This is a genomic window from Trichocoleus sp. Lan (genome assembly GCF_039961855.1).
GTDB lineage: Bacteria > Cyanobacteriota > Cyanobacteriia > Cyanobacteriales > FACHB-T130 > FACHB-T130.
On sequence record NZ_JAMPKA010000001.1, the window covers coordinates 264,997 to 291,425 of the forward strand.

Sequence of the window (26,429 nt, forward strand, 5' to 3'; positions counted from 1 at the left end):
TCTTCAATTGGGTTCGGCTTGGGATTCTTTGGGAGCAAAGCGAATGCAAGTGATTTTCCAGTTAAACTCCTCGAAGCCTTGATTAACCGACTCCAAGGACTCTCTCAGCGCTTGTGAGCCATGATAGATAGGTGGCTCCATCTCAAATCAGGGCAATGGGACTGTTGGGACATTTGTCTAGGAGATACTTGAGAAAAGCAATCATGCCCTCAGAATTGCCTGCCTCAGATGCTTGAATCAGTTACAAGGATATTGCACGCGAGAGTAAGCACCGCTATATAAAGCGACTCCTATAGCAGTCGTATTTGAGTTGTGATGATGCTAACGGTTCAGATCGCCGACTTCTTAGCGGGGATCTGGCCTTCAGGAACAATTTAGGATTGCTATAACAGATAATTTATTAAATAAATATTAATTGTGAAAATCGTTACTCTAGACGCATTTTCGCCCTAGCCTCTCTTAAAAACGGAACCTGAAATCTGGCTGTCTCTACCAAAAATGTAGGTTAACGAGATTCAGATTTTCTTTATAAATGTCCTCTCACCCATCAATAACCGTTTGTTTGGGAAGGGAAGGATTTTATCCAGTGCCTATAACGCTTGACAGCAGATTGTTTTGAGCAATGTTGCAATTGCTTAATCTATGGATAGTTGACGCTCGTATTTATGTTAAGCAGCTTCATAACTTTTTATGATGAAATGCAATGTTTTAAGTGGATATCGTACAAGTTATAGCTCATTGTAAAAATCAGATCGCATACTTTATAAAGACAGAGAAATTTTGCTTTTGAAATGGTTCCTCAAAGGAAATACTTTATGCAACCCTTAAATTCACCAGTTTCAGCCTGTCGCTATTGTCAATTTTATAATCCGATGGGACGACGTGGCGGCTGTTGTCAAACTCTTGGCGTAACCGTTCAAAGTGGATGGCAAGGTTGTCAACTGGGAATTCCTCGGTTTAAAATTCCCTACGAATGTTCCCAAGAAGATTCGCAGAAACGAGTTGAAGCAATTGTAATTTAAAATACAACAGAAAAGAGGAATCTGAAACAGTCTGAAAGTTAGAAAGCCAATTTTTTTTATTTCTCCTTTAATAGCACGCTTCTGTTTGACGGGTTGCCGGAAACTGAAAAAGCAATTTTCTCAATAAGAATCTATGCATTGCAACCCGTCTATAATGGCAAGCCCATGAAAGGAGTTCTTCAATCGTTTAGTTTTTCCCTTTTAAATAGTGCGATCGCTGATTAACCCGTTAATACGGGTTTTTTTGGGTATTATTCCGTACATCGGATAAATGAGCGATCGCTTTTCGATACAAGTCCAAAACCCGCCTTGCCTCTTTGTCTGAAAATCGTTACACTTTCCCCTCTGCCAAGTTTTGTAATTCCTGCTGTAGAAAATTTCCCCATTCTGCTGCAAGGGGAATTTCAGTAAAGGGGATTTTCACCGAAGCGGCTGGTGCAAAGACAAATTCCAGCGAAGCGACACGACCTTTACTGGGCAGTGCTTCTAAATCAACGGGCTTGTCATCTACTAGCAGCCGAATCGCTTTAACATCCTTTAAGGAAAACGTTTGCACCTCCACTGGACCTTTTCGCGTCGGTTTTCCCCAGGTTAAAGTGCTGTCATTTTGAGCCAACACTGCATAGATATCGTACTTAGATCGCTCAAACTGCTGTGCCCAGACGCGATAAGCTTCAACTTTTTGATACTCATTCCAGCCTTGCCAAGCCAGCCAGATAAACGCTGCCAGTAGGGGCAGCCACAACAGACCTCTTTCCATTGTCGGATTTTCGCTCTTTAACTATTCTGATATCTTGCAGCCTAACAGACGATTGCATCTATCCTTGGTTAGCTCCCCTTCGGCTATCTGCTAAGTATAAATACTGGATCTAGATTTGCCTAAAACCGTCGAAAGGTTTCTCCAGAAGCTTCCCGATGAGAATAAATTGCCCAAAGGCTTGAATAAGGCTTTACCAATACTTACCAATACCAACAAAGTCCGCCCAGCTCTTTGAGAGGCGCTTCGCGCTTCGGAAACTCAATTTAGCCTGCCTCACTGGCTTTGTTTCGATAAAAGCTCTCACAACTTCCGCCCCTTTGTCCTGAACGAGGCATTACGCATAAGTCCCAGCTTGTTGTCTTCCTGATGCTTCTCCCGTACAGATGCGCCCTTGGGTTCTCAGTTTGAGGGTGAAGTATTCGTGCCTTGTACAAGTCACTTCAACCCAAATCTTTCTGCGCCAATGCTTTACCCCTACATGATTTCAACAGAGGCGGGTAATGCATCGTTCTTCTGAAGAGGGGTAAAAGGGTTGGTGTAGCCGAAACTACCAGTATCGGTAGGTATTTTGGCGCTCATTACGCTGCACCCAGTTTCTAGCTGCGATCGAGATCACAAAGCTGGAAACAGCCAGTCACATTTTGTGAGCCAATCCCATCACTCAAACTTGGGGATTTCAAGCAAATATTTGCAGCAATAATGTCACATTTCACTATAGGTTTTTATCACTAGAGAATCTTAATAAAACCTTCATAATTAAAAACATCGAATTCAACAAACTAAGATGCAATCTCACATTTATCTACCTCAAGTCATTATCGAACAAGTAATTCATCAAATATTTACTATTAGTCGAATTTTTCGTATGGCTCAACCAAAGTTGATGTTAACGTTATCCTCTAAATATTTAATTAATATAAGATTTTAATGGAAAATTATTTGATGTTATTCAGTTTACAGCACTGAACAATAGATCTGATTAAAAAAAATGATTTCATCATAATTATTTCAAAACGATAAAAATTTTATGAGTCATCTACTACTAAAAGCTACAGGAATATTCATCTTTATGTTTGGGTTACAACTGCTCAATATTCAATTGAACTTTAGCATCAGAACTCCCGATAATACTACACAAAATCAAACCTACGAACCCCCAAATCTAGGATTCTCGGACGATAATAGTCAAGGCGCAGGAACCCGCTAACGACAAGAGAATGCCTCCCTCACCTCAAACTGAGTATTAAATAGACGCTCATCGGCTGAAAACCCACAAGTCCTTCAGTAAGAGTAAAAATAGGGTTCTTTCGCTTCAAGAGAACTTTTGCCACAAGCAGCCTGATTCGTATCGCTTATTACTGCAAACGAGCGGTATTACTCCAACAAACAAAAATTAATAACTAAAAACTAAATACACCACGGGGCAGATGCATGAGTTATCGTGGGGAGAAACTGGCGCTCACAAGACGGGTGAATATGAGAAAGCTTTTGATAGCGTGCTTGTTTTTATTGGGGGTAGGTTCTGCCCTGTTTAACTTCAAAGGACTGGCAGCACAAGGTGAGTTTGACTCGATTGTGCTAGATTTCCGCGAAGACGTACCAGCAGAAGTGGTGCAAGAACAGGTGCGATCGCTTGGCGCTCAGTATAACAGCGAATTTTCCGAGTCAGATCAGTTGTATATCATTAAAGGCGATCGCAACCTGCTGAAAACTCTAAAAAAATCGCCTTTAGCCAAAAAAACCGAATATATTGAACCGAATTATGTCTACAAAGCTCTGGAAGTCCCCAACGACCCAGAGTACAGCAAACAGTGGAACCTACGGAGTATCAACGTAGAATCGGCTTGGGACGAAACCAAAGGCGCAGGGATGACAGTTGCCGTCATTGACACCGGCATCAGTCGCGTTCCTGACCTGAAAGATACCAAGTTTGTCCAAGGCTACGACTTTGTTAACAACCGAGACCAAGCAGACGACGACAACGGGCACGGCACCCACGTTGGCGGTACTGTTGCCCAAGCCACCAATAATGGCTATGGCGTCGCGGGTATTGCTTACGAAGCCAGCCTTATGCCTTTGAAAGTGTTGAGTGCAGAAGGCGGCGGCACCGTTGCCGATATTGCTGAAGCCATCAAATTTGCTGCCGATAACGGTGCTGATGTCATTAACATGAGCTTGGGCGGTGGTGGCGAAAGTCAGGTAATGCAAGAAGCGATTGATTATGCCTACAACAAAGGCGTCGTCATCGTAGCCGCAGCAGGAAACTCTAATGAGAATTCTGCCTCCTACCCAGCTCGATATCCCCACGTTATCGGTGTTTCAGCAATTGATTCTGCCGGTGAAAAAGCCTTTTACTCCAGCTATGGTGCTGGTGTGGATATCTCAGCCCCTGGTGGTGCAATCACCGAAGAAAATCCATCGGGTGGGATTCTGCAAGAGACCATTAGTTATGACGAAAACGGGAAGCTCATCCCCACTTTTGCTGCCTTCCAAGGCACCAGTATGGCGTCTCCCCACGTTGCCGGTGTCGCCGCTTTAGTGAAAGCCTCTGGCGTAAACGAACCGGAGGAAGTATTGGGTGTCCTCAAAAAGTCGGCACGGGTAATTTCAGATGACGCTCTCAACTACTTTGGTGCCGGTCATCTCGATGCTTCTGCGGCTGTAAAACTGGCGGTACGCGGGCAAATTACCTTCCGCGACTTCTTCCGCTGGTTGCGCGATAATGGCTATCTCAATCCTCGCTTCTGGATTGATGGCGGTGCGGTGGCACTGTTACCTAAGATTGCGATGGTATTGGGTTCTTATGTCCTTGCCTGGTTCTTGCGGAATTATTTCCCCTTTGGCTGGAGTTGGTCGCTAACGAGCGGTTTGGTTGCCGGGAGTTCTGGATTATTCTTCCTGCGCGGCTTCTATATCTTCGATCTTCCTCAGTGGCCTTTCCGGATGATGGGCAGTTCGATTCCCGAACTGGGCAATACGATTCAAGGCAGTGGTTTATTGAATCCCATCTTCGCCAGCGTGTTGATTCCTTTTGCATTAATCGCCTTGCTACTGGGACACCGCAGTTGGAAGTGGTTTGCGATCGGCTCGACCTTGGGCGTGGCATCCTGTTTATTAGTGAGTGCCGTAGCAGATCCGGCGATGTTGTGGTTAGGTCATGGCGCGATCGCTAGGCTATTCCTAATTACTAATGCCCTCCTGTGTATCGGACTCGCCTATTTATCCAGCAAAGGAGAAGGGCAAACAGCATGAGCATCAGCGTAGAAGGCACTATCGAACGCAAGGGACTCGGTCCAGGCACCTGGGCGCTAGTCACACAAGAGGGTGAAACCTATGAACTCCACAAAGCTCCAGAAGATTTACGCAAATCGGGACTCAAAGTGAAAGTCAAAGGTGAGGTGCGAAAGGACGTGATGACCTTCGCGATGATTGGCCCGGTTCTAGAAGTTAAATCTTTTGAGGAAGTCAGTTCGGATTAGCCATAAGCGATTAGCGGTTGGTTATTCGTTAACAGCGAATGAGCGATCGCTAATCTGCCTTCTGCTTCTCGTTATTTCTAGCACAGTGGCTCTCCCATCGCGGGGTTGAGGGATGGAAATGCCAAGCAACTTGTGTCAGTTCCCCCCTAACCCGCCTTTGAAGCCGGGAGAAATCCAGAAAGTCCTACAGCGCCTAACGAACCGAAAAAAAAATCCCCGGCTCAAACCGGTGAGCCAGGGGATGTCAATCAGGGTGCATCTACCAATCTACTCTTCTGAAGGATTCCTCAACTATCCGGATTAAGTTGGGGTAAATTTAACGATTAAATTAGAATAAATAGAAATTTTCTCTCCCTTTCCCGGAATCCATCAACGGCATCAGCGTTCAAGAAAACGAAACTGCCCTTCATGGAAACTTTAAGTAACTTGAATCTATCTAGGAAGAAAGGGAAACAGTTCCTCCTCCAGGTCAGAAAAGCAGCTAGAAGGTTCTAACTGAAGCAGGAGTGCATAGTAGCAGTGGCTCAGGAATTTCATATCTCTGTAAATCCCTTAGGGGAAAGTAAATATTGGGTGCGGACAGAATGGGTTGCCGCACCGGGTGCCGTCCCATTTGCCGAAGAGCAGGTAACGTGGCAAGTAGAGGATTGGTTAGCTCAGGCGAGGCACCTGATGAATGACCCTTTGCTGATGGCTTTGTCTCCCAGCGATATTTCTCGCTCGGGTTCCCCGAACCGAGAAGCCACCCAATCTTCCCTTAACTTGGTGGCGCTGGGGCAGCAGATGTACGATGCTTTGTTCCAAGGAACGCTGCGAGATAGTTGGATGATCGCGCAAGCGATCGCTCAAGATCGGCAAGAAGTATTGCGGCTGCGCTTGGGATTAAAAGATAGTCGCTTACTGAGCTTACCTTGGGAAGTATTGCACGATGGCGATCGCCCGTTGGCAACTGGAACCGATGTTGCCTTCTCCCGCTACCAGATGAGTACAAGGTTGAGAAGTCCCACCGTTTCGTTAGGTTCTGGGTCAAATCAACCGGCGGTGCGAATCTTGATGGCGATCGCTGCCCCCAACGACCAGGAAAGTTTGGCGCTCAAACAAGAAGTCAGCCACCTGCAAGCAGAACTGAGTCACCGTTCCCGGAATGGCTTACCCGAAATTCAACTCACTGTTCTGGAGCAACCCGGTACGGAGCAGCTGACGCACGAGCTGGAACAAGGTCAATATCAAGTTTTCCACTACGCAGGTCATAGCGACCAAGGAGCCTACGGCGGCAATCTCTACCTCGTAAGCCGCCAAACCGGGCTGACGGAGATGTTAAGCGGAGATGACTTAGCGGGGTTGCTCGTCAATAACGGCATCCAGCTCGCAGTGTTTAACTCCTGTCGGGGCGCTCATACCGCCGCTTCAGCTCCCAGCGACGGTGCCGCAGAGGGAAATTTGGCAGAAGCGCTGGTCAAACGCGGCATCAAGAGCGTGCTGGCGATGGCAGAACGCATTCCGGATCAAGTCGCTTTGACCTTGGCACGGCGGTTTTACGGCAATCTGAATCAAGGTTATCCGATTGACCTCAGCCTGAGCCGAGCGCGGCAAAGTTTAATTTCTACTTACGGTTCTCGCCAGCTTTACTGGGCTTTACCGATCCTCTATCTTCACCCGGAATTTGACGGTTACTTGACACCAGGTCATCATGCCATCAATGCCAAAGCAGAGCGACTTCAGTTGCCTGACGCTTCTGGGGCAGACATTGCTTGGGGAGGAATGCTGAATCCTCTCTCTAGGGAGGAAGAAGCGGTATTCACGGCACCGCCGACTGGATCTCGATCCGGTTTCTTAACCACCGACGAGGCTTTAGACTCCTTAGAGGATGACTTCTACGGGGATGACGATCCCGACTGGACCGATCCGGTTGATGATTTAGAGTATGACGATATTGGCTACGAAGACGACTCGGCTTTGGTTGCGGATCTGTTTCGCCAGCTAAAGCCTGAAGTAGCAGCAGAGACACAGAGGGAAACAGAGGGAGATCAGACAAGGGACAGACATGTAGAAAGAGAAAATCAGACAACGATCGCCGCTCACCCGCTCAGCGAGTCGAAAACACCCCCCCAACCTGTCGCCGCAGCGATCGCTGCTGAGTCAGCACCGAAAAACGCGGGTTCGGGAGAATCGCTACTGGGATATGCCGCCGGGAACCCCCGGCTGCGATTTTGGCAGCGTGATGAAGGGAAGAAGGGACAGCGACGAGTCAAGCGTGCCCCACTGATTTTGCTGGCGTTAGGCTCGACGATGGCGATCGCGCTTTTGGGTTTCTGGTTGTTGCAACGTCGTCCGCAACCTTCAGACTTGTTGTTCTCTCAGGAGAATACCTCAACCTCACTTCCGGCGCTCCCTAGCCCCAATCTCAAAAATGTCAATCTCCAGAAAGCCAATACCCCGACTGTCACGGCGATCGCTATTGAACAATTCAGTCAAAATAACTTATCCGCCGCCGGGGTGGCTGTAGAAGAATTGTTGAACCGAGGAGCGTTACAGCAGGCCCAAGGGGCGCTTGACAACGTTAACAAACAGAAAATCGACGACCCAGCCATCAGCTTCCTGAGAGGGCGTCTGGCGTGGCAGTCTGTTCAAACTGGCAGTAAGGATTACAGTTTGGATGATGCCCGTCGATTTTGGGAGCAAGCGGTCAAAAAGCAACCCAAATCTGCTAAATATCTGAATGCCCTAGGGTTTGCCTACTATTTAGAAGGGAATCTCGATCGTGCTAACCAAATTTGGTTTGATGCTTTTTACTTGATAGAAGAAAAGCAGGCTACTGTTGCCGGATCGGTTGCCCAACAAGAAGCTTTGACTACTTATGCAGGATTAGCAATTGGGCTGACCAAATTAGCTGCATCTCAACCTGCTGATAAGCAAGCAAAACTTTTGGATGAAGCCCGGAAGCTCCGACAAAAGGCGATCTCAGAAGACCCGGTTAACTTCCAACCGGAAGCCCTGAGTAAAAACTGGCTCTGGACAGAAAAAGCAATTAAAGATTGGCGATCGCTACTTTCGACAAGTCAAAAGTAATTCCCGAAAAAACATTTACTTGCACGTTGAATTTTAGTAATTAGTAAAAAAATTTGAGTTTTGAATTAAGAATTTTTTTCTAACTCAAAACTCAAAAGTTTTATAGTAATTACTTTTTGAGCAACGCAGAGAGAGACTGTCGCTTTCGCAGATCCATGATTTCTGCCAGACTATCCTCGCCCCAATCCAGAGGATGATTTTCTTCTGGAGGCACCACCGTTACCTCAGTCATCCCATAATTTGTCATCATTAGGGGCACTTCTTGAGGTTTAGAGAAGCCTTCTGCCGGTTGTGGCGGCATGGGACGACGCTTTTGCTTTTGAGTCGGGCGGCGTTGTTTTTTGCGGACGCTTGCAGTCGGCTTTGACCGTTTGAGAGATTTACGCTGCGGTGAACGACTCAGGTTTAGCGCTATCAACAGCGTTCCAGTGACAAAGCCCAAGGCGATCGCACCATACAACCACCGTGGCACTTCCTGTTGCTTTCGAGCTTCCGGAACTTCCGGCACCGCTGTAAAACCGGGCAACGGGGTTCCAGATGGCTGACTGGTTGTGAAGCTTGGCAGTAGTGATGTCTCTGGTTCTGGAACCGTCGTTTCGGCAGGCATCGGTTCAACAGATTTAGATTCCTCCTGCTCGATGGGGCCTGTACTAAATAGACCTAGCGCTGCTACTGCTGCGATGGTAATCATGGACGCCCACAAACCGCCCCAAAAGGCGAGTGGGTACTTCTGAACCATCTGGTACAGGAAAACAAGGCTAAAGCGCTGTATAGGAGGCTTATCGGGCTGATTGAGCATTGAACGCCCTCAACTAGCACGGCTGATTGATATGGGGTAATTTATATCAAAGTTTTATCAAATTTTGAAAAACTCGGTATAACTCACTAGAGGCAGATTTTAGCAAAAATTGCCTGCGATCTTCCAAAAAAGAAAATATAGTAACCCGGACAAAGAGATGATTGTGGCAGCCAAGAACCAGAGATTTTGGAGATTTCAGAGTTCTCAAAGCAGAGAATTACTTATCCCCAATCCCCAAATACAAATTTTGGTAACAATGGGAATTAAGCAGACATCCAACCGCAGGTACTGATTCAAGAGAAGACACCTGCCTATGATAAATGAATGCGATAGACTAGCTACTCGACAGGGCACAGGGAGGATAGATAAAAAAATGGGCGAGCAGTTTACGCCTGCAATTGAAGAAGAGCCATCAGAAGAAGAAATTGTGGCACAAAGTTCATCGAATCGCCGTGGCACCTCCGGTGCCCTTGCCCGGAGAAATGCAGGACGGGAAAAACATGATATGGCTTTGACTCGGCTAAGCCGTGAAAGCTTGCCCCAATCCTGGTCAATAGAAAACAGTGAGAACCTTTATCGGATTGAAGGTTGGGGTCAACCGTACTTTTCGATTAATGCAGCCGGTCACGTTACAGTTTCTCCCAAGGGAGAGCGCGGTGGGTCTCTAGATTTATTTGAACTGGTCAACGCCCTGAAGCAGCGCAATCTGGGGCTACCACTGCTGATTCGCTTTTCAGATATTTTAGAAGACCGGATCGAGCGATTGAATGCTTGTTTTGCGAAAGCGATCGCGCGTTACAACTATTCCGGTACTTACAAAGGTGTCTTTCCGGTCAAGTGCAACCAGCAGCGACACTTGGTTGAAGATTTGGTGCGGTTTGGTAAACCCCATCAGTTTGGCTTGGAAGCTGGCTCGAAGCCAGAGATGATGATTGCTTTGGCAATGTTGGATACGCCTGGGGCATTACTCATCTGCAATGGCTATAAAGACCGAGAATACATCGAAACGGCGATGTTAGCGTCTCGACTGGGGCAAACGCCGCTGATCGTTTTAGAGCAGGTTGAAGAAGTACAGCTGTGTATTGAAGCCAGCCGTCAGTTGGGCATTAAGCCAATTTTGGGCATCCGGGCAAAGCTGAGTACCCAAGGCGTGGGACGCTGGGGAGGATCTACGGGCGATCGCGCTAAATTTGGTTTGACCATTCCCGAAATCATTCACGCGGTCAACGAATTACGAGACGCTGACTTGCTGGATTCGCTGCAATTGTTGCACTTCCACATTGGCTCTCAGATTTCTGCGATCAACGTCATCAAAGATGCCATCCAAGAAGCTAGCCGGATTTACGTCGAGTTAGCCAAGCTGGGGGCTGACATGAAATATCTCGATGTCGGCGGCGGTTTGGGCGTGGATTACGACGGCTCTCAAACCAATTTCTACGCTTCCAAAAATTACAATATGCAGAACTATGCCAACGATATCGTGGCAGAGTTGAAGGAAGCTTGTGCCGAACACCAGTTACCCGTTCCCACACTGATTAGCGAGAGTGGGAGAGCGATCGCTTCCCATCAGTCGGTGCTGATTTTTGATGTTCTCGGCACCAGCGATGTCCCATCTGGGGCACCCGAACCCCCAAAAGAGGGTGAATCTCCGATTATTAATTACCTCTGGGAAACCTACCAATCTATAAACGAAGAGAATTTCCAAGAGCTATACCACGACGCCGCTCAATTCAAAGAAGAAGCCATCAGCCGATTTAATTTGGGGATTTTGCGCCTCACCGAACGAGCCAGAGCCGAGCGTCTTTACTGGGCTTGTTGTGAAAAAATTCTAGCGATTACCAGGAAGCAGGAATACGTTCCCGACGAACTGGAAGACCTAGAAAAAATTATGGCTTCCATCTACTATATCAACCTGTCTGTCTTCCAATCAGCGCCGGATTGTTGGGCAATTGACCAGCTGTTTCCCATCATGCCGATTCATCGGCTGGATGAGGAACCAACACGGCGGGGAATTTTGGCAGACCTCACCTGCGACAGCGATGGCAAAATCGATCGGTTTATCGACCTCAGAGATGTCAAGTCGGTTTTAGAACTGCATACGCTGAAGCCTGACGAACCCTACTACCTGGGGATGTTCTTGAATGGAGCTTACCAGGAAATTATGGGCAATCTGCACAACTTGTTTGGCGATACCAACACGATTCACATTCATTTGACGCCCAAGGCTTACAGGATTGAACATGTCGTCAAAGGTGACACCATGAAGGAAGTCTTGGGTTACGTACAGTACGATTCTGAGGATCTGATTGAGCAGATTCGTCGGCTATGCGAACAAGCGCTTATGGATAAGCGCATTACCATTCAGGAATCCCAGCGATTGCTGCAAAACTACGAGCAGAGTCTCAGTCGGTACACTTATCTGTCGTCCTGATGAGTAATGAGAAATGGGTAGAGAATCCACTTGTGACCCACTACCCATTTCCCAATGATCGCTGACCGATGATTTAAATCGCTTCCATCCCCAGCAGATCGGCGATCGCTTGCCGTTCTGCTGGCGGATTAGAGGGCAGAACTTGACGAGCATCGTTAATCAGCCAATCGAGGGCTGCGGCTTGGACATCAATCGTGGCACCTGTCTTATCCACGCAGTAACGTCCGAACACCAGCTTATCGACTAAGCGCACTCCTGGGCCTAGGCGGGAGTATTCAAAAATCACGCTATTTTCCACCTTGGCACCGCTGCACACCCAGCAATTGGGTCCGATGTAGGTGGGACCGACAATCTTGGCTCCATCTTCAATGCGTGTCATGGCACCAATGTAGACTGGGCCTGTGATGTCAACCTTGTCCCAGTTCACCGCTACATTTAATCCGGTATAAATACCGGGAGCCACTTTCTGTCCGGGAATTGCCACATTTTTGACTTCTCCCAGTAACACGCTGCGAATTGCCTGCCAGTAGTCTGGCACTTTGCCAATATCCACCCACTGGAAGTCCATCGGGATTCCGTAGAAAGGCGCACCCATTTCTACCAGTTTGGGGAATAACTGACCCCCGATATCATACTCCTCGCCAGAGGGGATGTAATTTAAAATTTCTGGCTCGAAAATATAAATCCCGGTATTGATATTGGTACTGAGCGCTTCCTCCACTGATGGTTTTTCTTGGAAGGCTTTGATTCGTCCCTCTTCATCGGTGACAACGACTCCATAACTGGAAACCTCATTCTGTGGCACTGATTTCATCACAATCGTCGCGATCGAGCCTTTTTCTTTGTGCCACTTCACCGCTGCGGTCAGATCCAAATCGATCAACGCATCTCCGCACAGCACCACAAAGGTGTCATCAAAAAACGGAGAAAAATCTTGGATGCGTCGCATCCCGCCAGCAGAACCGACCGCTTCGCCGATCAAGTCGCCATTTTCTTCAATCCGTCCTTCAAAGGAATAGCCAATTTGCACCCCAAAACGCTGACCATCCCGGAAATAGCTTTCAATTTCGTTAGCCAGGTGGCTGACATTGACCATGATCTGGTCAAACCCATGCTGCCTGAGTAGTTCCACCAAGAACTCCATCACTGGTTTTTGCAGAATGGGAATTAAAGGTTTGGGAATGGTGTAGGTAATCGGACGAACGCGGGTACCTTTACCAGCCGCCAGAATCATGGCTTTCATGAATATTTTTTCCTCAACCTAGGCCACTTTGTTTTCGTGCAATTTAGCTGTATCCCATCCCTTCACTGGAGGCAAGGGATGGCTGGTCAAATATTTTAGTCGATTGACCTTGTCGATATTCTAGATGTTTCTCACCCTAGCGTTGAATCAACATACCGGCAGGAACTGAATGCGCCCCTGTTACAGTACAGAATCATCGCTACAGCGTTCGGATTTTTAGGTCTTGGTAGAACTCCTCTTGGGCTAACTCTACCTTAGACTGAGCAGACAGGAGTAACAGCGCCCAAAAAACTCCCACTCGGTCATTGTGTTTCGGCGCAGTCTCCACCTCTTCAGGCAATTGATGCGCGTTTAACGGTGCTGACCGTTGTTTTACCCCTGCCCATAACTCTAACAGCTGGTCTAATTCCAGCCAATCCTGACCGGGGGACATTTGGGGCCAATGACTGCTCAAAAACCGATCTAGGTGAGCTGCGGTTTCGGTCAGATTTTCTTGGTGAGCGAGGGCAGCGATCGCGCGGGCGGTTTGGGAACGAGACTGGGAACGATAACTTGGGTCTTTAATCGCGTTTGGGCCAGCAGGTTTTTCTTCCAGTACCGTGGCTATTTGCTGTAGCTGTTCGATTAATTCGTGTAGGGTTACACGACGAGTTTGGGGAGGCATTGCTGTCCCTCGGCGTCGCAAATGGCGCTCCAACCGCGTTGGCAATTGTCTGGGATCGGCGGCGGTGTCGTCCAGCTCGTCCTCAGTGGGTTCGAGATTGTCTGGGAGCGATTGCGAAAACAGGGTATCCGCCTTGAGCAATACCAGCATGGACGCATACAGAAACGCCTGCCCGGATTGGGACAGCTCTACTTCAAATGTGCCAGAGAGCTTCTCCCCAGCTTTCTCCAATTCCAATAAACATCGATCGATCGCCTCAATCACTTGGACATCCCAAGGGTCGATTTCTCCCCGCTGAGCCAAATCGATTAAAAGGGCGATCGCTTCCTGGGCTGGGCCAATGGTCATCGGCATAAACTCAAGCTCAAATGAAGCTAAATTGATTAGGCAAGGGATTCCTGTTCTTTTGCTGCCGCGAGACTTGCTAGCTTCCCTCCAACTACCTCTGTGTTTTCAGTCTGGAGGGTCGCGTTTAAGGGCAGACTTTGTCTCTCTTCAATTTCTGCCTTGTAGTGTTCAATATTTTCCTCTAATTCTTGGATGCGCTCGTCTTTGGCACGCATCTGACGCAATTGTTTTCCAGATTCTAGACTTCGCAGCAACCGCGCCCAGATACTAAAAATCCACGCCAAGACAGCTCCAAGACCCATCGCCAGAATCAGTTCAATACACAAGGGCGCTTGCACTTCGACACCTTGAACAATTTGAATGGCGGCAGGTTCGGTATTTTCTAAGCTGAATAAAACTAGCGCTAGTAACACCGCGAAGATCAGCAAAAAATTAATCTGTCGCATCAATTAACTCCTAAACAATGCAGATCCCTTGCCAATTTTACAAGGAAGAAAGAGATGAATTCGCTATTTAAGGATGAGAAGGATTTGAGTCTCACCTATCCTACTCTACGTCTACGCCAAGTGCATACACTCGCCAGTTTTGAGAAAATCTTGAACCCAAAAGGGGTACCTGTTAATGTTGTCTGAGTGCAAGAGCGATCGCGCTTATTTCGTATGATAAGTAGAAGCCGATTTCTCTTCAGAGAACAGAAATAAAAGTCTTGAAATGACACAGACAAACCAATATTGGGGATCGTGCAGAATCTTTTTTGAGTGTGCCAGCGCATCCTCGCTTGGTTTGTAGTAGGTATAGCTTTTAGGGCGGTATTTATTCTGATAATCCTTCAGCTGCCATTAGGGTTTCGGGAAACCGTCTCTGTCGTCACAACTGAAGGCTGACGCAAAAGGCGGAGGGTATCGATAGTGTCCTTAATCGTACCCGCGAGGGGCACGGACACGAGAACTCCCAACAGTCCAGCTATCTGACCTCCGATCAATAAAGCGATAAAGATCCAGATTGGATTAAGTCCGGTGAAATCGCCCATTAACTTAGGAGCAAGGACGTTATCTTTGATCTGCTGCATGAAAATCGATGCGATCGCGACCCAAACGGCTAACCAAAAATCTTGCAGCATCACCAAAAGCGTCACCATCCCAATCCCCAAGGTGGCACCGATAAAGGGAATGAGTTCGGCAACCCCAATTAACAAACCAAACAACAGGGCAAACGGCAGGTTCAGAGTCAAAAAGATTGGCGTCAGCGTTGCCATCATAAACAGTCCTAGGAGGACTTGCGTAATGAAAAAATTCTGAAAGTTTAGCCGCAGGGATTCGCTCAACGGCAGACCGATCTGAGACGGAAGGAGATTAAACAAACCCTTCCACAAGCGATCGCCATACAGCAACATATAAAACGCCAGCACCACCACAAACACGACATCGATTAATCCGGTCAACGTCCCTAGCGCCACGCCAAACGCCTGACTTGCTAGAGCCTGCGCTTGGTTTTCGATCCGAAAACTGACGCGACGGCTAAACCCTTTGAGATCCAAAGGCAAACGACGAGTTTTTGTCCAGGCGTCCAACTGATCTAAATTTTGATTGCTTGCCTCTAACCAATCTGGAATATTTTTGAACAGTTGAGTCGTTTGATCTACCAATATCGGGACAAGAGTCACGCCCAAAATGACAAGCACCGCTAAAGTTACCACCAAAACGAGAATTACCGCCTGTGTCCGCTTGAAGCGAATCCGCTCTAACACCCGCACCGGGTAATTGAGTAAAAAAGCCAGAATTGCCGAAATGGTGAGGATGGTAATTAAATGCTCAAAATAGCGAAATATCTGGGACAGAACCCAGATATTTAAAGCCACAATCGGGCCGGTCAAACCGAGAATCAGCAGGCGTTGAAGATTGGCTGAACGGCGCATCGCACTCACAACCTGTAGCAGTGGCTCCCTGGGTACTCGTAGAACGACTGGCTAGACTTTACACTCTAACCCATAGCCAGTCTAAAGTCTAAAGTCTATGAATATAGCCGCAAGCGATAAATTTTTTTGTAGGATGTATGAAAACTGGGGTCAAGCAAGACTTTAAAATACTTAAATTAGGGATTGAAAAAATATAAAGATGGATACAAGCGTAGCCGATCTGCGTAAAAATTACACCCGATTTGGACTGAGCAAAGCGGATAGCGACCCCAATCCCTTTCAACAATTTAAAACTTGGTTTGACCAAGCACGGGCAGCGGAACTTCTCGAACCCAATGCGATGACTGTTGCGACCGTTGGGGCTGATGGCAAGCCTAGCGCTAGAATGGTGTTGCTCAAGGACTTCGACGAACAAGGCTTTGTGTTCTACACGAACTACGAGAGTCAAAAAGCACAACAACTTCTCGTCAATCCGTGGGCGTCCTTAGTCTTCTGGTGGGCGGAACTGGAACGCCAAGTGCGGATTGAGGGGCAAGTGGAGAAGGTTTCAGATGCTGAATCAGAAGCTTATTTTCACAGCCGTCCGCTCTTAAGCCAATTGGGGGCTTGGGCTTCGCAGCAAAGCCAAGTCATTGAAAACCGCGAGGTACTTGAGCAACGCTTGCAGGAACTCAAAGAGCAATATGAAAATCGGGAAATTCCTCGACCGCCCCATTGGGGAGGCTTTCGAGTCATTCCTACAACAATTGAGTTTTGGCAGGGGCGTCCGAGTCGGCTGCACGATCGCTTGCACTATCGACGAGGTGATGATGGCAACTGGGTAATTGAGCGATTATCACCTTAAGAAAGAATACTTTCAGAAAGCCCATAAAAACAGGCAAACCCTATCTTTATAAGCAATGCTTATAAGCAATACGTGGGGTTGATTTTTGTGTATTTCTCCTTTCTTCCGAAGCTGACCGAGTTGGTAAATGGCTGTCGGGTCTATTCCTCTTGGATGAAGCCTTTACTCAAAATTCTATCCAGAGCTGTAGGGAATTATTCTTAACTTGCCTCATGATTGGGTGGAAACAAAAACACTGACTTGTGCTGTTGTCGGTCAGCGGTAAATACTCAATTTCTAAACTTGTTGTTGGAAATTTATTGAAGAAAAAAGTGTTTTTGGAATAGTGCAAGTTTTCCTCATGAGTGCGTCATAACAAGACATCCTGTAACGGAGGGAGAACAGGAAATTGATGAATACAATAGCCCCACAGCGTCAAAGATTTTTACGCCCAATGGCGCTGCTGCTTTCAGCGTTACTAATGGTTCCGTTTTTAAATGCTTGCGGTGAGTCGCAGACTAACACTCCACCGCCACCTGTTGACGATACGCGGGGTGGAACAGTGACAAATCCTCCCCCCACCAACCAACCCCAAGCCAAGAAAGGATTATCAACGGGTCAGAAAGTGGCAATCACTTTGGCGGGAGCGGCGGCACTTTACTATCTTTACAACAAGAATAAGAACAAGCAACAGCAGGGGGCGCAGGGGAAATACTACCTTTCTAAGAACGGTCGTGTCTACTACCGGGATGCCCAAAATCGGCCTCACTGGGTAACGCCGCCACCCGGAGGAATTCAAGTTTCGGAAGAGGAGGCACGGCAGTATCGTGACTTCCAGGGCTATAACAACAGACCCACAGGGCGCGACCTGAGAGGATTGGCTGAAGCGAATGCCCCGATTCCTGCACAGTAAGCGCACAGTAAGCGCTGCTATCTCTGGGTTGAAGATATGCGATCGCCCGACCAGCCATAAAAACGCCAAGATCCACAACGGCAATGAGGAATCAATCTGTACCCTCTACATAGCCGTTTCACATAGCAATTGAAAAAGGAGACAAATCATGGTAGATGGGTTTATCAGAAAGATGCAGGATGCCTTGCTTGGTAACGACCAAGACGCGACCAACTACGACGATCGGGAAGTCCGCCCCGCGAGTGAAGACCCCTTTGGCGATCCAGGAAATTATGGGCAGTATGGCGATGTCCGCCCTGCAAGCGAAGATCCCTACGGCGATCCTGGCTACCAAGGGCAGTTTGGTGATGTCCGTCCCGCTAGCGAAGACCCCTTTGGCGATCCAGGAAATTATGGGCAGTATGGCGATGTTCGTCCCGCCAGCGAAGATCCCTACGGCGATCCGGCAGACTACCAAGGGCAGTTCGGACAAGGGCAGTTTGGAGATGTCCGTCCTGCAAGCGAAGATCCCTACGGCGATCCAGCAGATTACCAAGGGCAGTTCGGAGATGTTCGTCCTGCAAGCGAAGATCCTTACGGCGATCCGGCAGACCAGGAAAGTAGCGGCTGGTAAGCTAAAGCTGTTAGCAACTAGAAGTTGTACACAATCGTAAAAAAGCAAGTAAAAAGGCAGTAACGGAATTCGTTACTGCCTTTTTACTAAATGTAGGGAGTTGGAAAAAAACAGACCTTACCGTGTTTAGATCAAGGGAGAATTGTCATAATTGGCTAATAGATCGGCGGGGTGATCGTAGATAGCGATCGCACCCTTGAGTTGATTATCGTCAAAGCCACCAGAACGCACCGCAATTACACCCACACCAGCTTTATTTGCAGATTCAATATCGTAGGGAGTATCGGCAATCATCACTACTTGATTGGGTTCCATTTGCATCTTCTTCAATGCTGCTTCCACGATGTCTGGTGCTGGTTTAGAGGCATCGGCATCGCTAGAAGTTGTCGCTTCATCCAGTAGATCGTCAACTTGTGCGGCTTTCAGCAACGGGGAGAGTTCTTGACTTGATGCAGAGGTAGCGATAATCAGCTTTAATCCAGCCTCCTGCATTTTCAAGATCAGGTCTCTTGCGCCGTCTGTAGGAGACAGTGTTGGTGCAAAGCGGTTGACCATTAGTTCTCGACGCTTCTGAGAAACGGCTTTCCCATCTCCGTCTTCGTCATTTAATTCCGGCACCATTGCTGGGATGACGTGATCGCCACCCATCCCAATCAGCGGTCGAACTTTCTCAAAGGGTACGTCATAACCATACGTTGCAAATCCCTCAACCCAAGCTTGGGCATGAGCATCATTGCTCAGAACCAGCGTACCATCGATATCTAAAATTACGCCTTGCACTGTCATGGTTGTATTACCTTTGGATTTTGGTTGTATTTGTCCCCCTTTTTAAAAGCGGGATTTTCTCTGCTTTGATTCCTGTTTCGATCCCTTCAACCCCCTGCATCGGGGCGAAGAAAAAACGCGATCGCTAATTTGAGGCTACCGCTGGCAGCACTTCCGGGTCATCATCCAACGAGAGGAGGAATTGAATGATATCGGTCTGATCTTGGGAAGTGAAACCTGCCTCGGTGTCTACCCAATAAGCGTGTCCGCTGCCGTCTACATTCGACTGTTGTAAGTCAGAATTCGCCCGGTTAGCGGCTACCGTTGTTTCGCGCAGGTTGCGATCCAGCAGCACTCGCAAACTTGCGCTGGGATCGGGCTGGATATTGTTAAGCAACGTACCTGCCATGCCTAGTTGATTGGGATCGGCAACCCTAAAGCCGTCTTTATCTCGCTTCAGTGCTTCGGAACTAGCTGCCACACCGCCATCATGGAGATAAGGTGCAGTTACGGCAAGTCCAATTAAGCTAGGTACCTTGTAACCACCGGCTGGGTTGCTGATGGCAAAGGCTAATTCTAGCGATCGCTGTGGCGTGATATCGGTCGGTACTGATAGCACCGGCGGATCGGGAGGCAGGGGGACTAGGACGTTACTAGGATAAGTTTGGGGTTCTATCAAGATGCGGGCAAAGGGTGCCTGCGCCGGACCTCGTGAGGGCTGAGTTCCAATCTCATTTGCTGCAATTACTTCATGGTTGGTGAAGTAGCGTCCGCTATGACACTCAGCGCAACCAGCTTTTGAGAAGATGGCTGCACCCCGCTTCAGGGTGTCTGTGCTTGCAGTTTGAACGGGTGGCGGTGCCAAGCTATTCTGAAATGCGGATATTCCATTAAGTTGTTCGCCGACCGGGAATCCTGGTGAGTTTGCCATCAACCCATCCAAAATAAAAGGCGAACCTTTCGGGTATCCAGGCATCTTAATTACCTGGTTCATTCCCGGTTCCCCTGGTGTGGGATCGATTTTTTCAAAGAATTCTGATGGTTTTGCCCCTTCTGGCAACCGAAAAGCTTGATTGGCTGAATTTTGAAAAATAATTCCCAAATAAGTTTCTTTGTCAATATTTAGTAACGCTTGGCTGGAATCAGCCCCGGTTGTGGCGTCGGAATTGGTGCCGTGAACGTTGCTGTTGAGGGTAGTCAGTCCGTGAAACCAGCCAATGGCAGCGTTTCCACTCCAGCCGTAGGGCCAAGCTTTGTGGGTATAGGAGGAAGGATTTTGGGAGGGATTGTTGACCATGTTGCCAGTAGAATCAAAGTTCCCCGGAGGCCAACTGAGCAAATCGGCATCGACGGCATCTTCTACGGCTTTGGCATCTGGGAGACGGGCGATTTCCCCATCAGCGTTGATGTAAGTGCGATCGCCCAAGGGGAGTTTCGTGGGATTCACGCCCGTCTGACGAAACATGGCGGCGGAGTTGGTAGCCATCGCCAAAACTAAGCCGGGATCGACATCGTTGTTCGGCGCACCTTCGATAACGCGCCCACTTCTGCTATCGATTGCTGCATGACACAAGGCGCAGGTGATGCCGACTCGAACCTTACCCTTCTCAATGCTGGTACGCATTCCCAAGGGCAGAATTGAACCAGCAGGCACGTCCATTCCGGTGTTCAGCAAGGTTCCGGCGGTAAAAGTTCTGCCGCCGATGGTGACATCTTTATCGATGGGAATCTGGAGGTTGGTGGTATGTTTCCCTCCCAGCCGCGCGATGGCTTTCGTCATCGTTACCAGGTTGATTGGCCCATTCAGCGCCCCGACAACATCGGTCTGAAATACCTGATCTTTAAAAGTTTCTGAGTAAAAAGCTTTGCGTCCCAGGTTAACTAAGTCCTCAGTAACCGCAACTGCCCCATTCTCCAGTGAAAGTTGCTTGCGCCCTTCCTCCGTTTGCAGCAGACTTTGGGCTTCGTCTTTGGCGATCGCATATCCCAACACATCATAGGAACCGATCTCCTGCGGTGCAAGCTTCGTGAGGGGTGTCAAGGTGTTGTAGCGGCTAGGTGTTGCGGGAATCGCTAGCTCAATTTGAAAAGCCAAAAAGCTGATGACAACAACCACTAAAGCTAGCAGGAAAAATGGGCGCGGTACCTTCGGCAACACCTTCATCGAACGCACGATGCCTCGCAAATCTATCAATTACCTCCGCTACTTTAAAGGGACAAACGCCGTCTCTCGTCTGTCTGGAGGCTGAACCGACTGAGTGTATATTTTTACACTCAAGAAAGCAGAGGTTTTTTAACACAATTAGCACAATCGCGATCGCGTGTTGTTGATACAGTACATTCCCAGGATGATTTTGTCAGCAGTGGAAAGCCCCTCCTTGCCGCAGTTCGTGGGCTTTCCACTGCTGCTGTCACAATTTTTGACAGCGGCAGGAAGGTTACAAATAGACCTGATTCCTAAAATTTTACTGCTCCCGCAATCTACGATTAAATTGAATTTCTAAAAAGTCTCAATAACCCAATAATCACCACTTTAGCGGTTTATTCGCTATCTAAAACTGTAGTCCTAGCATTGCTTCTGCCATCAGGTAGATACACTCTTTTAAGCAAATTGCCTAGATTGAGCAGTGATAGGGCAATAGGAGAAGTAGCGTGACCCCAGATAAAGCTGGATTGGGAGAACAAACGCTTAACAAGCTAGCAGAAATGGCGCTGGCAAGCCAACTGGGAATAGTAGAAGAATTAAAAGTTCAGATCAAGACGGATCTAAGCAAACTTTCCCGTGGTGAAGTTGATTTTATCGCTATTAATATCAATGGTCTAATTATACAAAAGTTTTTGCCCTCGGAAGAATTACAAATAGAAATTAATCGGATTAGTGTCAAACCTCGTCTTGCCCTAATCGGCAAAATCAAATTAACCAAGCCTTCTCAAGGAACACTTCGCGTTGTTATCAGTGAAGAGAATCTTACCCATGCCTTCAATTCTGAATCTTTTCAGAAACATCTGCACCAAAGCAAAATTTTTATTGAGAATAGAAAACTATCAATTCATATCCAAAAAGTAAACTTTTCTCTACTAGCAGACGGCAATATAGCTTTGAAGTCCGAGCTAATTCTGGATAAAACTGGACAAGTTCAGCAACTTGCCTTCACAGCTACACCTCGTATCGGAGCTAATGGGCAAGAAATTGTCCTCCAAGATGTGAATTATTTAGAGGGGAAGGAACTCCCACCACAACTAACAGATGTTTTGGTCGCACAAGTGAGCGAAGTTTTAAGCCTGCGTGACTTTGACAAAAAAGGGATGTCACGGCAATTTCAGCAGATTGATGTAGTGGCAGGTAAGTTAACTTTGCAAGCCACCATTAATATTGAGCAGATTCCTTCCTCTTAAGCTGACATTACACAAGTTTGAGTAAATTTTTGTTTACAAATAATTTTAGTGTTTAAAGTTACAATTTAACTTAACAGGACTACCATTCTTTAGCTAGAAGTAGAAGTGAATTAGTAGCAGGTACTTTAGTTACTAACAGGCTAACAAGGGATTATTTCTCTGAATTTTTTAATACCCGAAGCCAATAGGTCTATTTTATCCGGGTCTGCGCTCCTGTTATTGATTTTGGTTTAGAAGCTCCCAGTCTTATGATTTTAATCTCCTAAGTAGCATCATCAGTTAACCGACTGGTTGCTCTTGAGGCTTACTTATGTTGATTACTTTTTGTATTTTTCCCTGACTGGATAACGCTGACCTAAAACCAAAACCCTCAGTAGAGATATCAGGAACTTGTCTTTGCTTACAAGGCTTAAAAGAAGTGCGTTCATACCGTGGGTTTCCTAAAAAGAAGCAGGATTGCTTGCTAATAAGTAAGATTACCTCCGCTTTATGAGGATAGGGTCTGAGCCTTATGCGTGGCGTGCTTGCAGGAGCTTTAAATAGACCGCTTCATTGTTAAAACTCTATCTAAGCCGACCCATGACTCACTTTGGTGTAATTTGCCCGCCTTTTTCAGGTCATTTGAACCCCTTGGCAGCGTTGGGACGAGAATTGCAACAACGCGGTCATCGCGTCACTTTCCTGCAAATACCGGATCTAGAGGCATCTGTACGCTCAGAAGGGCTAAACTTTTATCCGATTGGGCAGGGGATTTATCGACCCGGATTTCTTGCGGAGTCCTTCGCGCAACTCGCTCAATTGAGCCGTCTAGAGTCACTCCGTTATTCAGTCACCTTGTGCCAGCAGGTGAGTGAAATGTTTTGCCAAGATGCCCCCGATGCCATTCAAGCGGCGGGGATTGAAGCACTGCTGGTGGATCAGCTTGAACCAGCGGGTGAAGTTGTAGCTGAATCCCTCAATATCCCTTTTATTACTGTGTGCTGCGCCCAAGCTATCCGCCGACAGGCAGATGTTCCCCCCTTTTTTATGGGCTGGAGCTACCAGAATACCTGGTGGGCGCGTCTTCGCAATCTAGCTGCTTATTACCTATTAGATCGCAATAGCGAGCCGATTCAGAAAGCTCTAAATGAGTATCGCGCAGCGTGGAAGTTGCCCCTGAAACAAGGCTTCAGTCTCTCCTGTTCTCGACTTGCCCACATCAGTCAACAGCCTGCTGCTTTTGATTTTCCCTGCGCCAACCTGCCAGAAAACTTCTATTACACTGGGCCATTCCGTAATGCGTCACCGCGAACAATTCCCTTTCCCTATGAACGGTTGACCGGACAGCCCCTAATTTACGCTTCGCTGGGGACTGTGCAGAGTACCAAACAGAAAATTTTCTCCTGCATTGCAGAAGCTTGCGTTGGACTGGATGTTCAACTGGTTCTCTCTTATGGAGGTGGGATGAATGTAGAAGCGGTTGAAAGGATGCCCGGTTCGCCGCTGGTTGTAGAGTATGCCCCTCAGATGGAATTGATTTCTAAAGCAAGGTTAACCATCACGCACGGGGGACTGAACACAGTACTCGATTCGCTCAGCCACGGGGTTCCTCTGGTTGCCATCCCCATCACCTATGAACAGCCAGGAACTGGAGCGCGAATCCAATGGACAGGTACGGGTGAGGTGGTTCCTTCAGACGGTCTGAGCATTTCTAAGTTGCGAGGCGCGATTCAACGAGTGCTTACGGAGGATTCTTACTCAAATAATGCATTTCGGCTCCAACAGGCTATCCGTCAATCAGGCGGCGTGAAGCGAGCTGCTGATGTTGTTGAGCAGGCTGTCGGGTTCAAGCATCCAGTGCCGCAATTAACGTCCAGTGTATCTAGGAGTGTTGCGTGAACTCTATCAAGTGAATTATCAAGTGAATTGTCCGCCGCGACTCTGCTTCGGTGATGGTTGGCTAATCCTCTAATGAAAAAACAGGATAGAACGCCAGCGTTCTATCCTGTTAGCAAAATAAAACTCTATACATCAACTGAAGTGATGATGAGAGTTTTTTGAGGTGATTTTATTTAGGTCGTAACTTCGGCAGCTTTTGCTGCCACGTCGAAAACGATGTTGTAGCTTTCGGTTGAACCCAAGCGTTGGAGGACTCGCTGATGGGCTTCTGCGTCACAGCGGCGGCGAAAACGAGCAACAACCGAGGATTGCAACTTGGGTACGCGACGCATTAGGCACCAAGGGTGAAGCTGGTTAAAGTAGGTCATAAAATTTTCCCGATGATACCTAGGGTTTTTTGATGAATGTGCTTTGAAGGATGGCGATAAGGGTGTGGCGATCGCTATCGTTCTTTTGCGAGTGCAGTCCCCATCTGTGAATGGGAGTGCGCTGAAATGCCAGCTAGTATTGGTGTTTTATCTGTAACCCAGACAGTCCAGATGGGCTATTTATGGAGGAAAGCAGGTGCGATCGCCCCTTTGGTTCAGTGCTGCTTTGATGGCAGCAATTCCCGGTGCTACTCGCAGTGCTTCTGTTGCTTTGGATTTGTTCATAGATATTTGATTGGGTAGATGGGTACAGGCGTGCGAGCCTTGTCGCTAGCACAAACAGTACTCATCCAGCTTTATTTCCGGCAGCTATGAGCTGGAAATATGACTTTGTTGGGGGATTACTGGAAGGTTAAAAATTGAACCCTCTTTATACATTGTAACATAAAATGATTCAAGTTACTAACTTGAAACGAATAGTCGCAAAGTAGGGCATGATAGCTTAGTTTTAGGCAGTAAAGACGATTACTAGCGGTTTTACCTGTAAGAAGGAAGAGAGAGTCGTTGAGACGAAGGTTTACGGATGAAGGGCTGCGGCAGATGGGCAACTTCTTACGAGCCTGTCGGGAAGCGAAAGGCTTGAGTGTCCACAAGTTGAGCGAACAGACGAAGGAGTATGAGGCTCGCTTCTATGAAGGGTTGGGAGAGCCATTGCCTAAGGTTCTTGGGGTGAGCATTGCAGCCATTTCGAGAATCGAGAATGGAAACCTGAATAAACCAGCACCTGATATTTTGTGGATACTCTTAGACGTTCTTAAACCCGAACACCCAACTGAGAATCGTACTCTGACGCTGGAAGATTTGCTGCTGATTGGTACGGAAGCTTGGAACCCAAACATCGGAGACTGAAGCGGTCAGTTGCTCTTCGATACTGGGCTAGTTTTAACCAGAAGGCGAAAGTTAACAAGAGTTTGGACGATTTGCCTAACTCGTTGATAAGGTAGCGATCGCACTCAGAAGAAGATTAGGCGATCGCATTGCAGTGGTGAAGGGGAGAATGCGATCGCACTTTGTTAGTATCGTAGACATCTTTGCAACAATTAATTAGAGCAAAAGGTAAGCTTGAGGAAGAGGCGATAAAAAACTGCTTAGGCAACTTGCTTAAGCCAGTAAATTATGATGTTTTAGCTTAGTAAAAAATGTTAAATCTTTAACTAAAAATTGCCCCAATACTTGAAAATAATTTCTCGCAAGTATCCATTGTTAGAGTATGTTTGAAAAAATATCTATCCTAGTCCCCTTAAAAAGGGGTAAAACATTTAAAATACCCCCTAAAAAGGGGATTTAGAGGATATTTAACCTGATAACGCTAAAAAAGCACTTTTCAAACATCCTCCTACCTTAATACACTACTTTAAAATGTATCTATTTTGATGTATCTATTTTGACTTAACCATTCTCTGGCTGCTTGAGCGCTTGGAAATTCTTTTATTACTTGCTTATTATTATCTAAAACTTCAAATATTGTATTGTTAGAAGGAGAGCTTTGAAGAACTACAGACTTTAGAGCTTCCCATGAATCTTTAGGATACCCGTCAATCTCAATGCTTACATTGGTTCTTTCACGTTCTTGCCTCAAATAAGTTTCGCTTAGGGGGTGATTTTTATTACTACCTTGCATTAAATATTCTCCAAAAAACAATATAGCTGTAATAGTTTAATTATAGCAATCCTATTTGATTCGTTCAAAAACGAACCACTCCAGACGTCCCAGGGCAAGCCAGAAAGAAAAAAGAGAATTTTACAACTTAGACACGAATTGCTATATTACACATTGATTGAGACTTTCACTTTCGTTCATTACTTCGGGCAATTGGCAATGAATAGAACTTGAAAACTACAATCTAGAGAATCTGGTATAGGTTAGCTGTTTCAAGCAATTG

The 26,429-nt window shown here is 47.1% G+C and carries 24 protein-coding genes; 13 read left to right on the forward strand and 11 right to left on the reverse strand.

The window, feature by feature from the left end:
• Positions 1-3: 3 nt before the first annotated feature.
• On the reverse strand, positions 4-141 hold the full coding sequence (locus tag NDA03_RS01105; protein ID WP_348237054.1) for a hypothetical protein: 138 nt from the start codon (positions 139-141) through the stop codon (positions 4-6).
• Between the two features lie 674 nt (positions 142-815).
• On the opposite strand from NDA03_RS01105, the gene NDA03_RS01110 reads away from it, so the two are divergent.
• The gene (locus tag NDA03_RS01110) at positions 816-1,022 is read left to right on the forward strand and encodes a hypothetical protein (RefSeq protein WP_190413102.1); all 207 of its coding nucleotides are present in this window, start codon (positions 816-818) and stop codon (positions 1,020-1,022) included.
• Between the two features lie 331 nt (positions 1,023-1,353).
• Here the strand turns inward: NDA03_RS01110 and NDA03_RS01115 are convergent, their stop codons facing one another.
• Entirely contained in the window at positions 1,354-1,782 is a 429-nt protein-coding gene (locus NDA03_RS01115; protein WP_190413100.1) for a hypothetical protein, read from the reverse strand.
• A gap of 1,027 nt (positions 1,783-2,809) precedes the next feature.
• Between NDA03_RS01115 and NDA03_RS01120 the strand changes: the two genes are divergently transcribed.
• From NDA03_RS01120 to NDA03_RS01135, 4 genes are all read left to right on the forward strand, one after another.
• A complete protein-coding gene (locus tag NDA03_RS01120; protein WP_348237055.1) occupies positions 2,810-2,989 on the forward strand; it encodes a hypothetical protein in 180 nt (59 codons plus the stop codon).
• 269 nt (positions 2,990-3,258) lie between these two features.
• Entirely contained in the window at positions 3,259-5,034 is a 1,776-nt protein-coding gene (locus NDA03_RS01125; RefSeq protein WP_348237087.1) for a S8 family peptidase, read from the forward strand.
• A complete protein-coding gene (locus NDA03_RS01130) occupies positions 5,031-5,261 on the forward strand; it encodes a hypothetical protein (RefSeq protein WP_190413096.1) in 231 nt (76 codons plus the stop codon). The genes NDA03_RS01125 and NDA03_RS01130 overlap by 4 nt, the downstream gene beginning before the upstream one ends.
• A gap of 519 nt (positions 5,262-5,780) precedes the next feature.
• Positions 5,781-8,330, forward strand: a complete 2,550-nt coding sequence (locus NDA03_RS01135) for a CHAT domain-containing protein (protein WP_348237056.1) — start codon at positions 5,781-5,783, stop codon at positions 8,328-8,330.
• A gap of 109 nt (positions 8,331-8,439) precedes the next feature.
• Here NDA03_RS01135 and NDA03_RS01140 read toward each other — a convergent pair whose 3' ends face one another.
• Complete coding sequence (locus NDA03_RS01140) at positions 8,440-9,129, reverse strand: hypothetical protein (RefSeq protein WP_190413092.1); 690 nt, start codon at positions 9,127-9,129, stop codon at positions 8,440-8,442.
• Positions 9,130-9,502: 373 nt separating this feature from the next.
• Here NDA03_RS01140 and speA point away from each other — a divergent pair, with 373 nt between their 5' ends.
• Positions 9,503-11,560 carry a biosynthetic arginine decarboxylase gene (gene speA, locus NDA03_RS01145; protein WP_339380229.1) on the forward strand — a complete coding sequence of 686 codons (2,058 nt, stop codon included), beginning with the start codon at positions 9,503-9,505 and terminating at the stop codon, positions 11,558-11,560.
• Between the two features lie 73 nt (positions 11,561-11,633).
• On the opposite strand, the gene NDA03_RS01150 is transcribed toward speA, so the two are convergent.
• The 3 genes from NDA03_RS01150 to NDA03_RS01160 all read right to left on the reverse strand — a co-directional run bounded on the left by NDA03_RS01150 (position 11,634) and on the right by NDA03_RS01160 (position 14,261).
• Complete coding sequence (locus NDA03_RS01150) at positions 11,634-12,803, reverse strand: NDP-sugar synthase (protein ID WP_190413091.1); 1,170 nt, start codon at positions 12,801-12,803, stop codon at positions 11,634-11,636.
• Between the two features lie 199 nt (positions 12,804-13,002).
• Positions 13,003-13,821, reverse strand: a complete 819-nt coding sequence (locus NDA03_RS01155) for a ScpA family protein (protein ID WP_339380694.1) — start codon at positions 13,819-13,821, stop codon at positions 13,003-13,005.
• Between the two features lie 29 nt (positions 13,822-13,850).
• Entirely contained in the window at positions 13,851-14,261 is a 411-nt protein-coding gene (locus tag NDA03_RS01160) for a LapA family protein (protein WP_190413090.1), read from the reverse strand.
• 54 nt (positions 14,262-14,315) lie between these two features.
• Between NDA03_RS01160 and NDA03_RS01165 the strand changes: the two genes are divergently transcribed.
• Positions 14,316-14,447, forward strand: coding sequence for a hypothetical protein (locus tag NDA03_RS01165; protein ID WP_277878341.1), 132 nt, complete (start codon positions 14,316-14,318; stop codon positions 14,445-14,447).
• A gap of 197 nt (positions 14,448-14,644) precedes the next feature.
• On the opposite strand, the gene NDA03_RS01170 is transcribed toward NDA03_RS01165, so the two are convergent.
• A complete protein-coding gene (locus NDA03_RS01170) occupies positions 14,645-15,730 on the reverse strand; it encodes an AI-2E family transporter (protein ID WP_190525924.1) in 1,086 nt (361 codons plus the stop codon).
• A 199-nt stretch (positions 15,731-15,929) separates the two neighbouring features.
• On the opposite strand from NDA03_RS01170, the gene pdxH reads away from it, so the two are divergent.
• The 3 genes from pdxH (at position 15,930) to NDA03_RS01185 (ending at position 18,079) form a co-directional block, all read left to right on the forward strand.
• On the forward strand, positions 15,930-16,574 hold the full coding sequence (pdxH, locus tag NDA03_RS01175) for a pyridoxamine 5'-phosphate oxidase (RefSeq protein WP_190672709.1): 645 nt from the start codon (positions 15,930-15,932) through the stop codon (positions 16,572-16,574).
• 391 nt (positions 16,575-16,965) lie between these two features.
• On the forward strand, positions 16,966-17,466 hold the full coding sequence (locus NDA03_RS01180) for a hypothetical protein (RefSeq protein WP_190413087.1): 501 nt from the start codon (positions 16,966-16,968) through the stop codon (positions 17,464-17,466).
• 148 nt (positions 17,467-17,614) lie between these two features.
• Entirely contained in the window at positions 17,615-18,079 is a 465-nt protein-coding gene (locus tag NDA03_RS01185; RefSeq protein WP_190668334.1) for a translation initiation factor, read from the forward strand.
• Between the two features lie 126 nt (positions 18,080-18,205).
• On the opposite strand, the gene NDA03_RS01190 is transcribed toward NDA03_RS01185, so the two are convergent.
• Entirely contained in the window at positions 18,206-18,865 is a 660-nt protein-coding gene (locus tag NDA03_RS01190) for an HAD family hydrolase (protein ID WP_190438643.1), read from the reverse strand.
• 124 nt (positions 18,866-18,989) lie between these two features.
• Positions 18,990-21,008 carry a hypothetical protein gene (locus NDA03_RS01195; protein WP_348237088.1) on the reverse strand — a complete coding sequence of 673 codons (2,019 nt, stop codon included), beginning with the start codon at positions 21,006-21,008 and terminating at the stop codon, positions 18,990-18,992.
• A gap of 488 nt (positions 21,009-21,496) precedes the next feature.
• Here NDA03_RS01195 and NDA03_RS01200 point away from each other — a divergent pair, with 488 nt between their 5' ends.
• On the forward strand, positions 21,497-22,240 hold the full coding sequence (locus NDA03_RS01200; RefSeq protein WP_190985516.1) for a DUF2993 domain-containing protein: 744 nt from the start codon (positions 21,497-21,499) through the stop codon (positions 22,238-22,240).
• 579 nt (positions 22,241-22,819) lie between these two features.
• Positions 22,820-24,118: a nucleotide disphospho-sugar-binding domain-containing protein gene (locus NDA03_RS01205; RefSeq protein ID WP_348237057.1), complete on the forward strand. Its 1,299-nt coding sequence runs from the start codon at positions 22,820-22,822 to the stop codon at positions 24,116-24,118.
• 173 nt (positions 24,119-24,291) lie between these two features.
• Here the strand turns inward: NDA03_RS01205 and NDA03_RS01210 are convergent, their stop codons facing one another.
• Positions 24,292-24,486 (reverse strand): hypothetical protein, encoded by a 195-nt coding sequence (locus NDA03_RS01210; RefSeq protein ID WP_190438634.1) that lies wholly within the window; start codon positions 24,484-24,486, stop codon positions 24,292-24,294.
• A gap of 564 nt (positions 24,487-25,050) precedes the next feature.
• Here NDA03_RS01210 and NDA03_RS01215 point away from each other — a divergent pair.
• Complete coding sequence (locus NDA03_RS01215; protein ID WP_190438630.1) at positions 25,051-25,395, forward strand: helix-turn-helix transcriptional regulator; 345 nt, start codon at positions 25,051-25,053, stop codon at positions 25,393-25,395.
• A 505-nt stretch (positions 25,396-25,900) separates the two neighbouring features.
• Here the strand turns inward: NDA03_RS01215 and NDA03_RS01220 are convergent.
• The gene (locus NDA03_RS01220) at positions 25,901-26,167 is read right to left on the reverse strand and encodes a hypothetical protein (RefSeq protein ID WP_190438627.1); all 267 of its coding nucleotides are present in this window, start codon (positions 26,165-26,167) and stop codon (positions 25,901-25,903) included.
• Positions 26,168-26,429 lie beyond the last annotated feature (262 nt).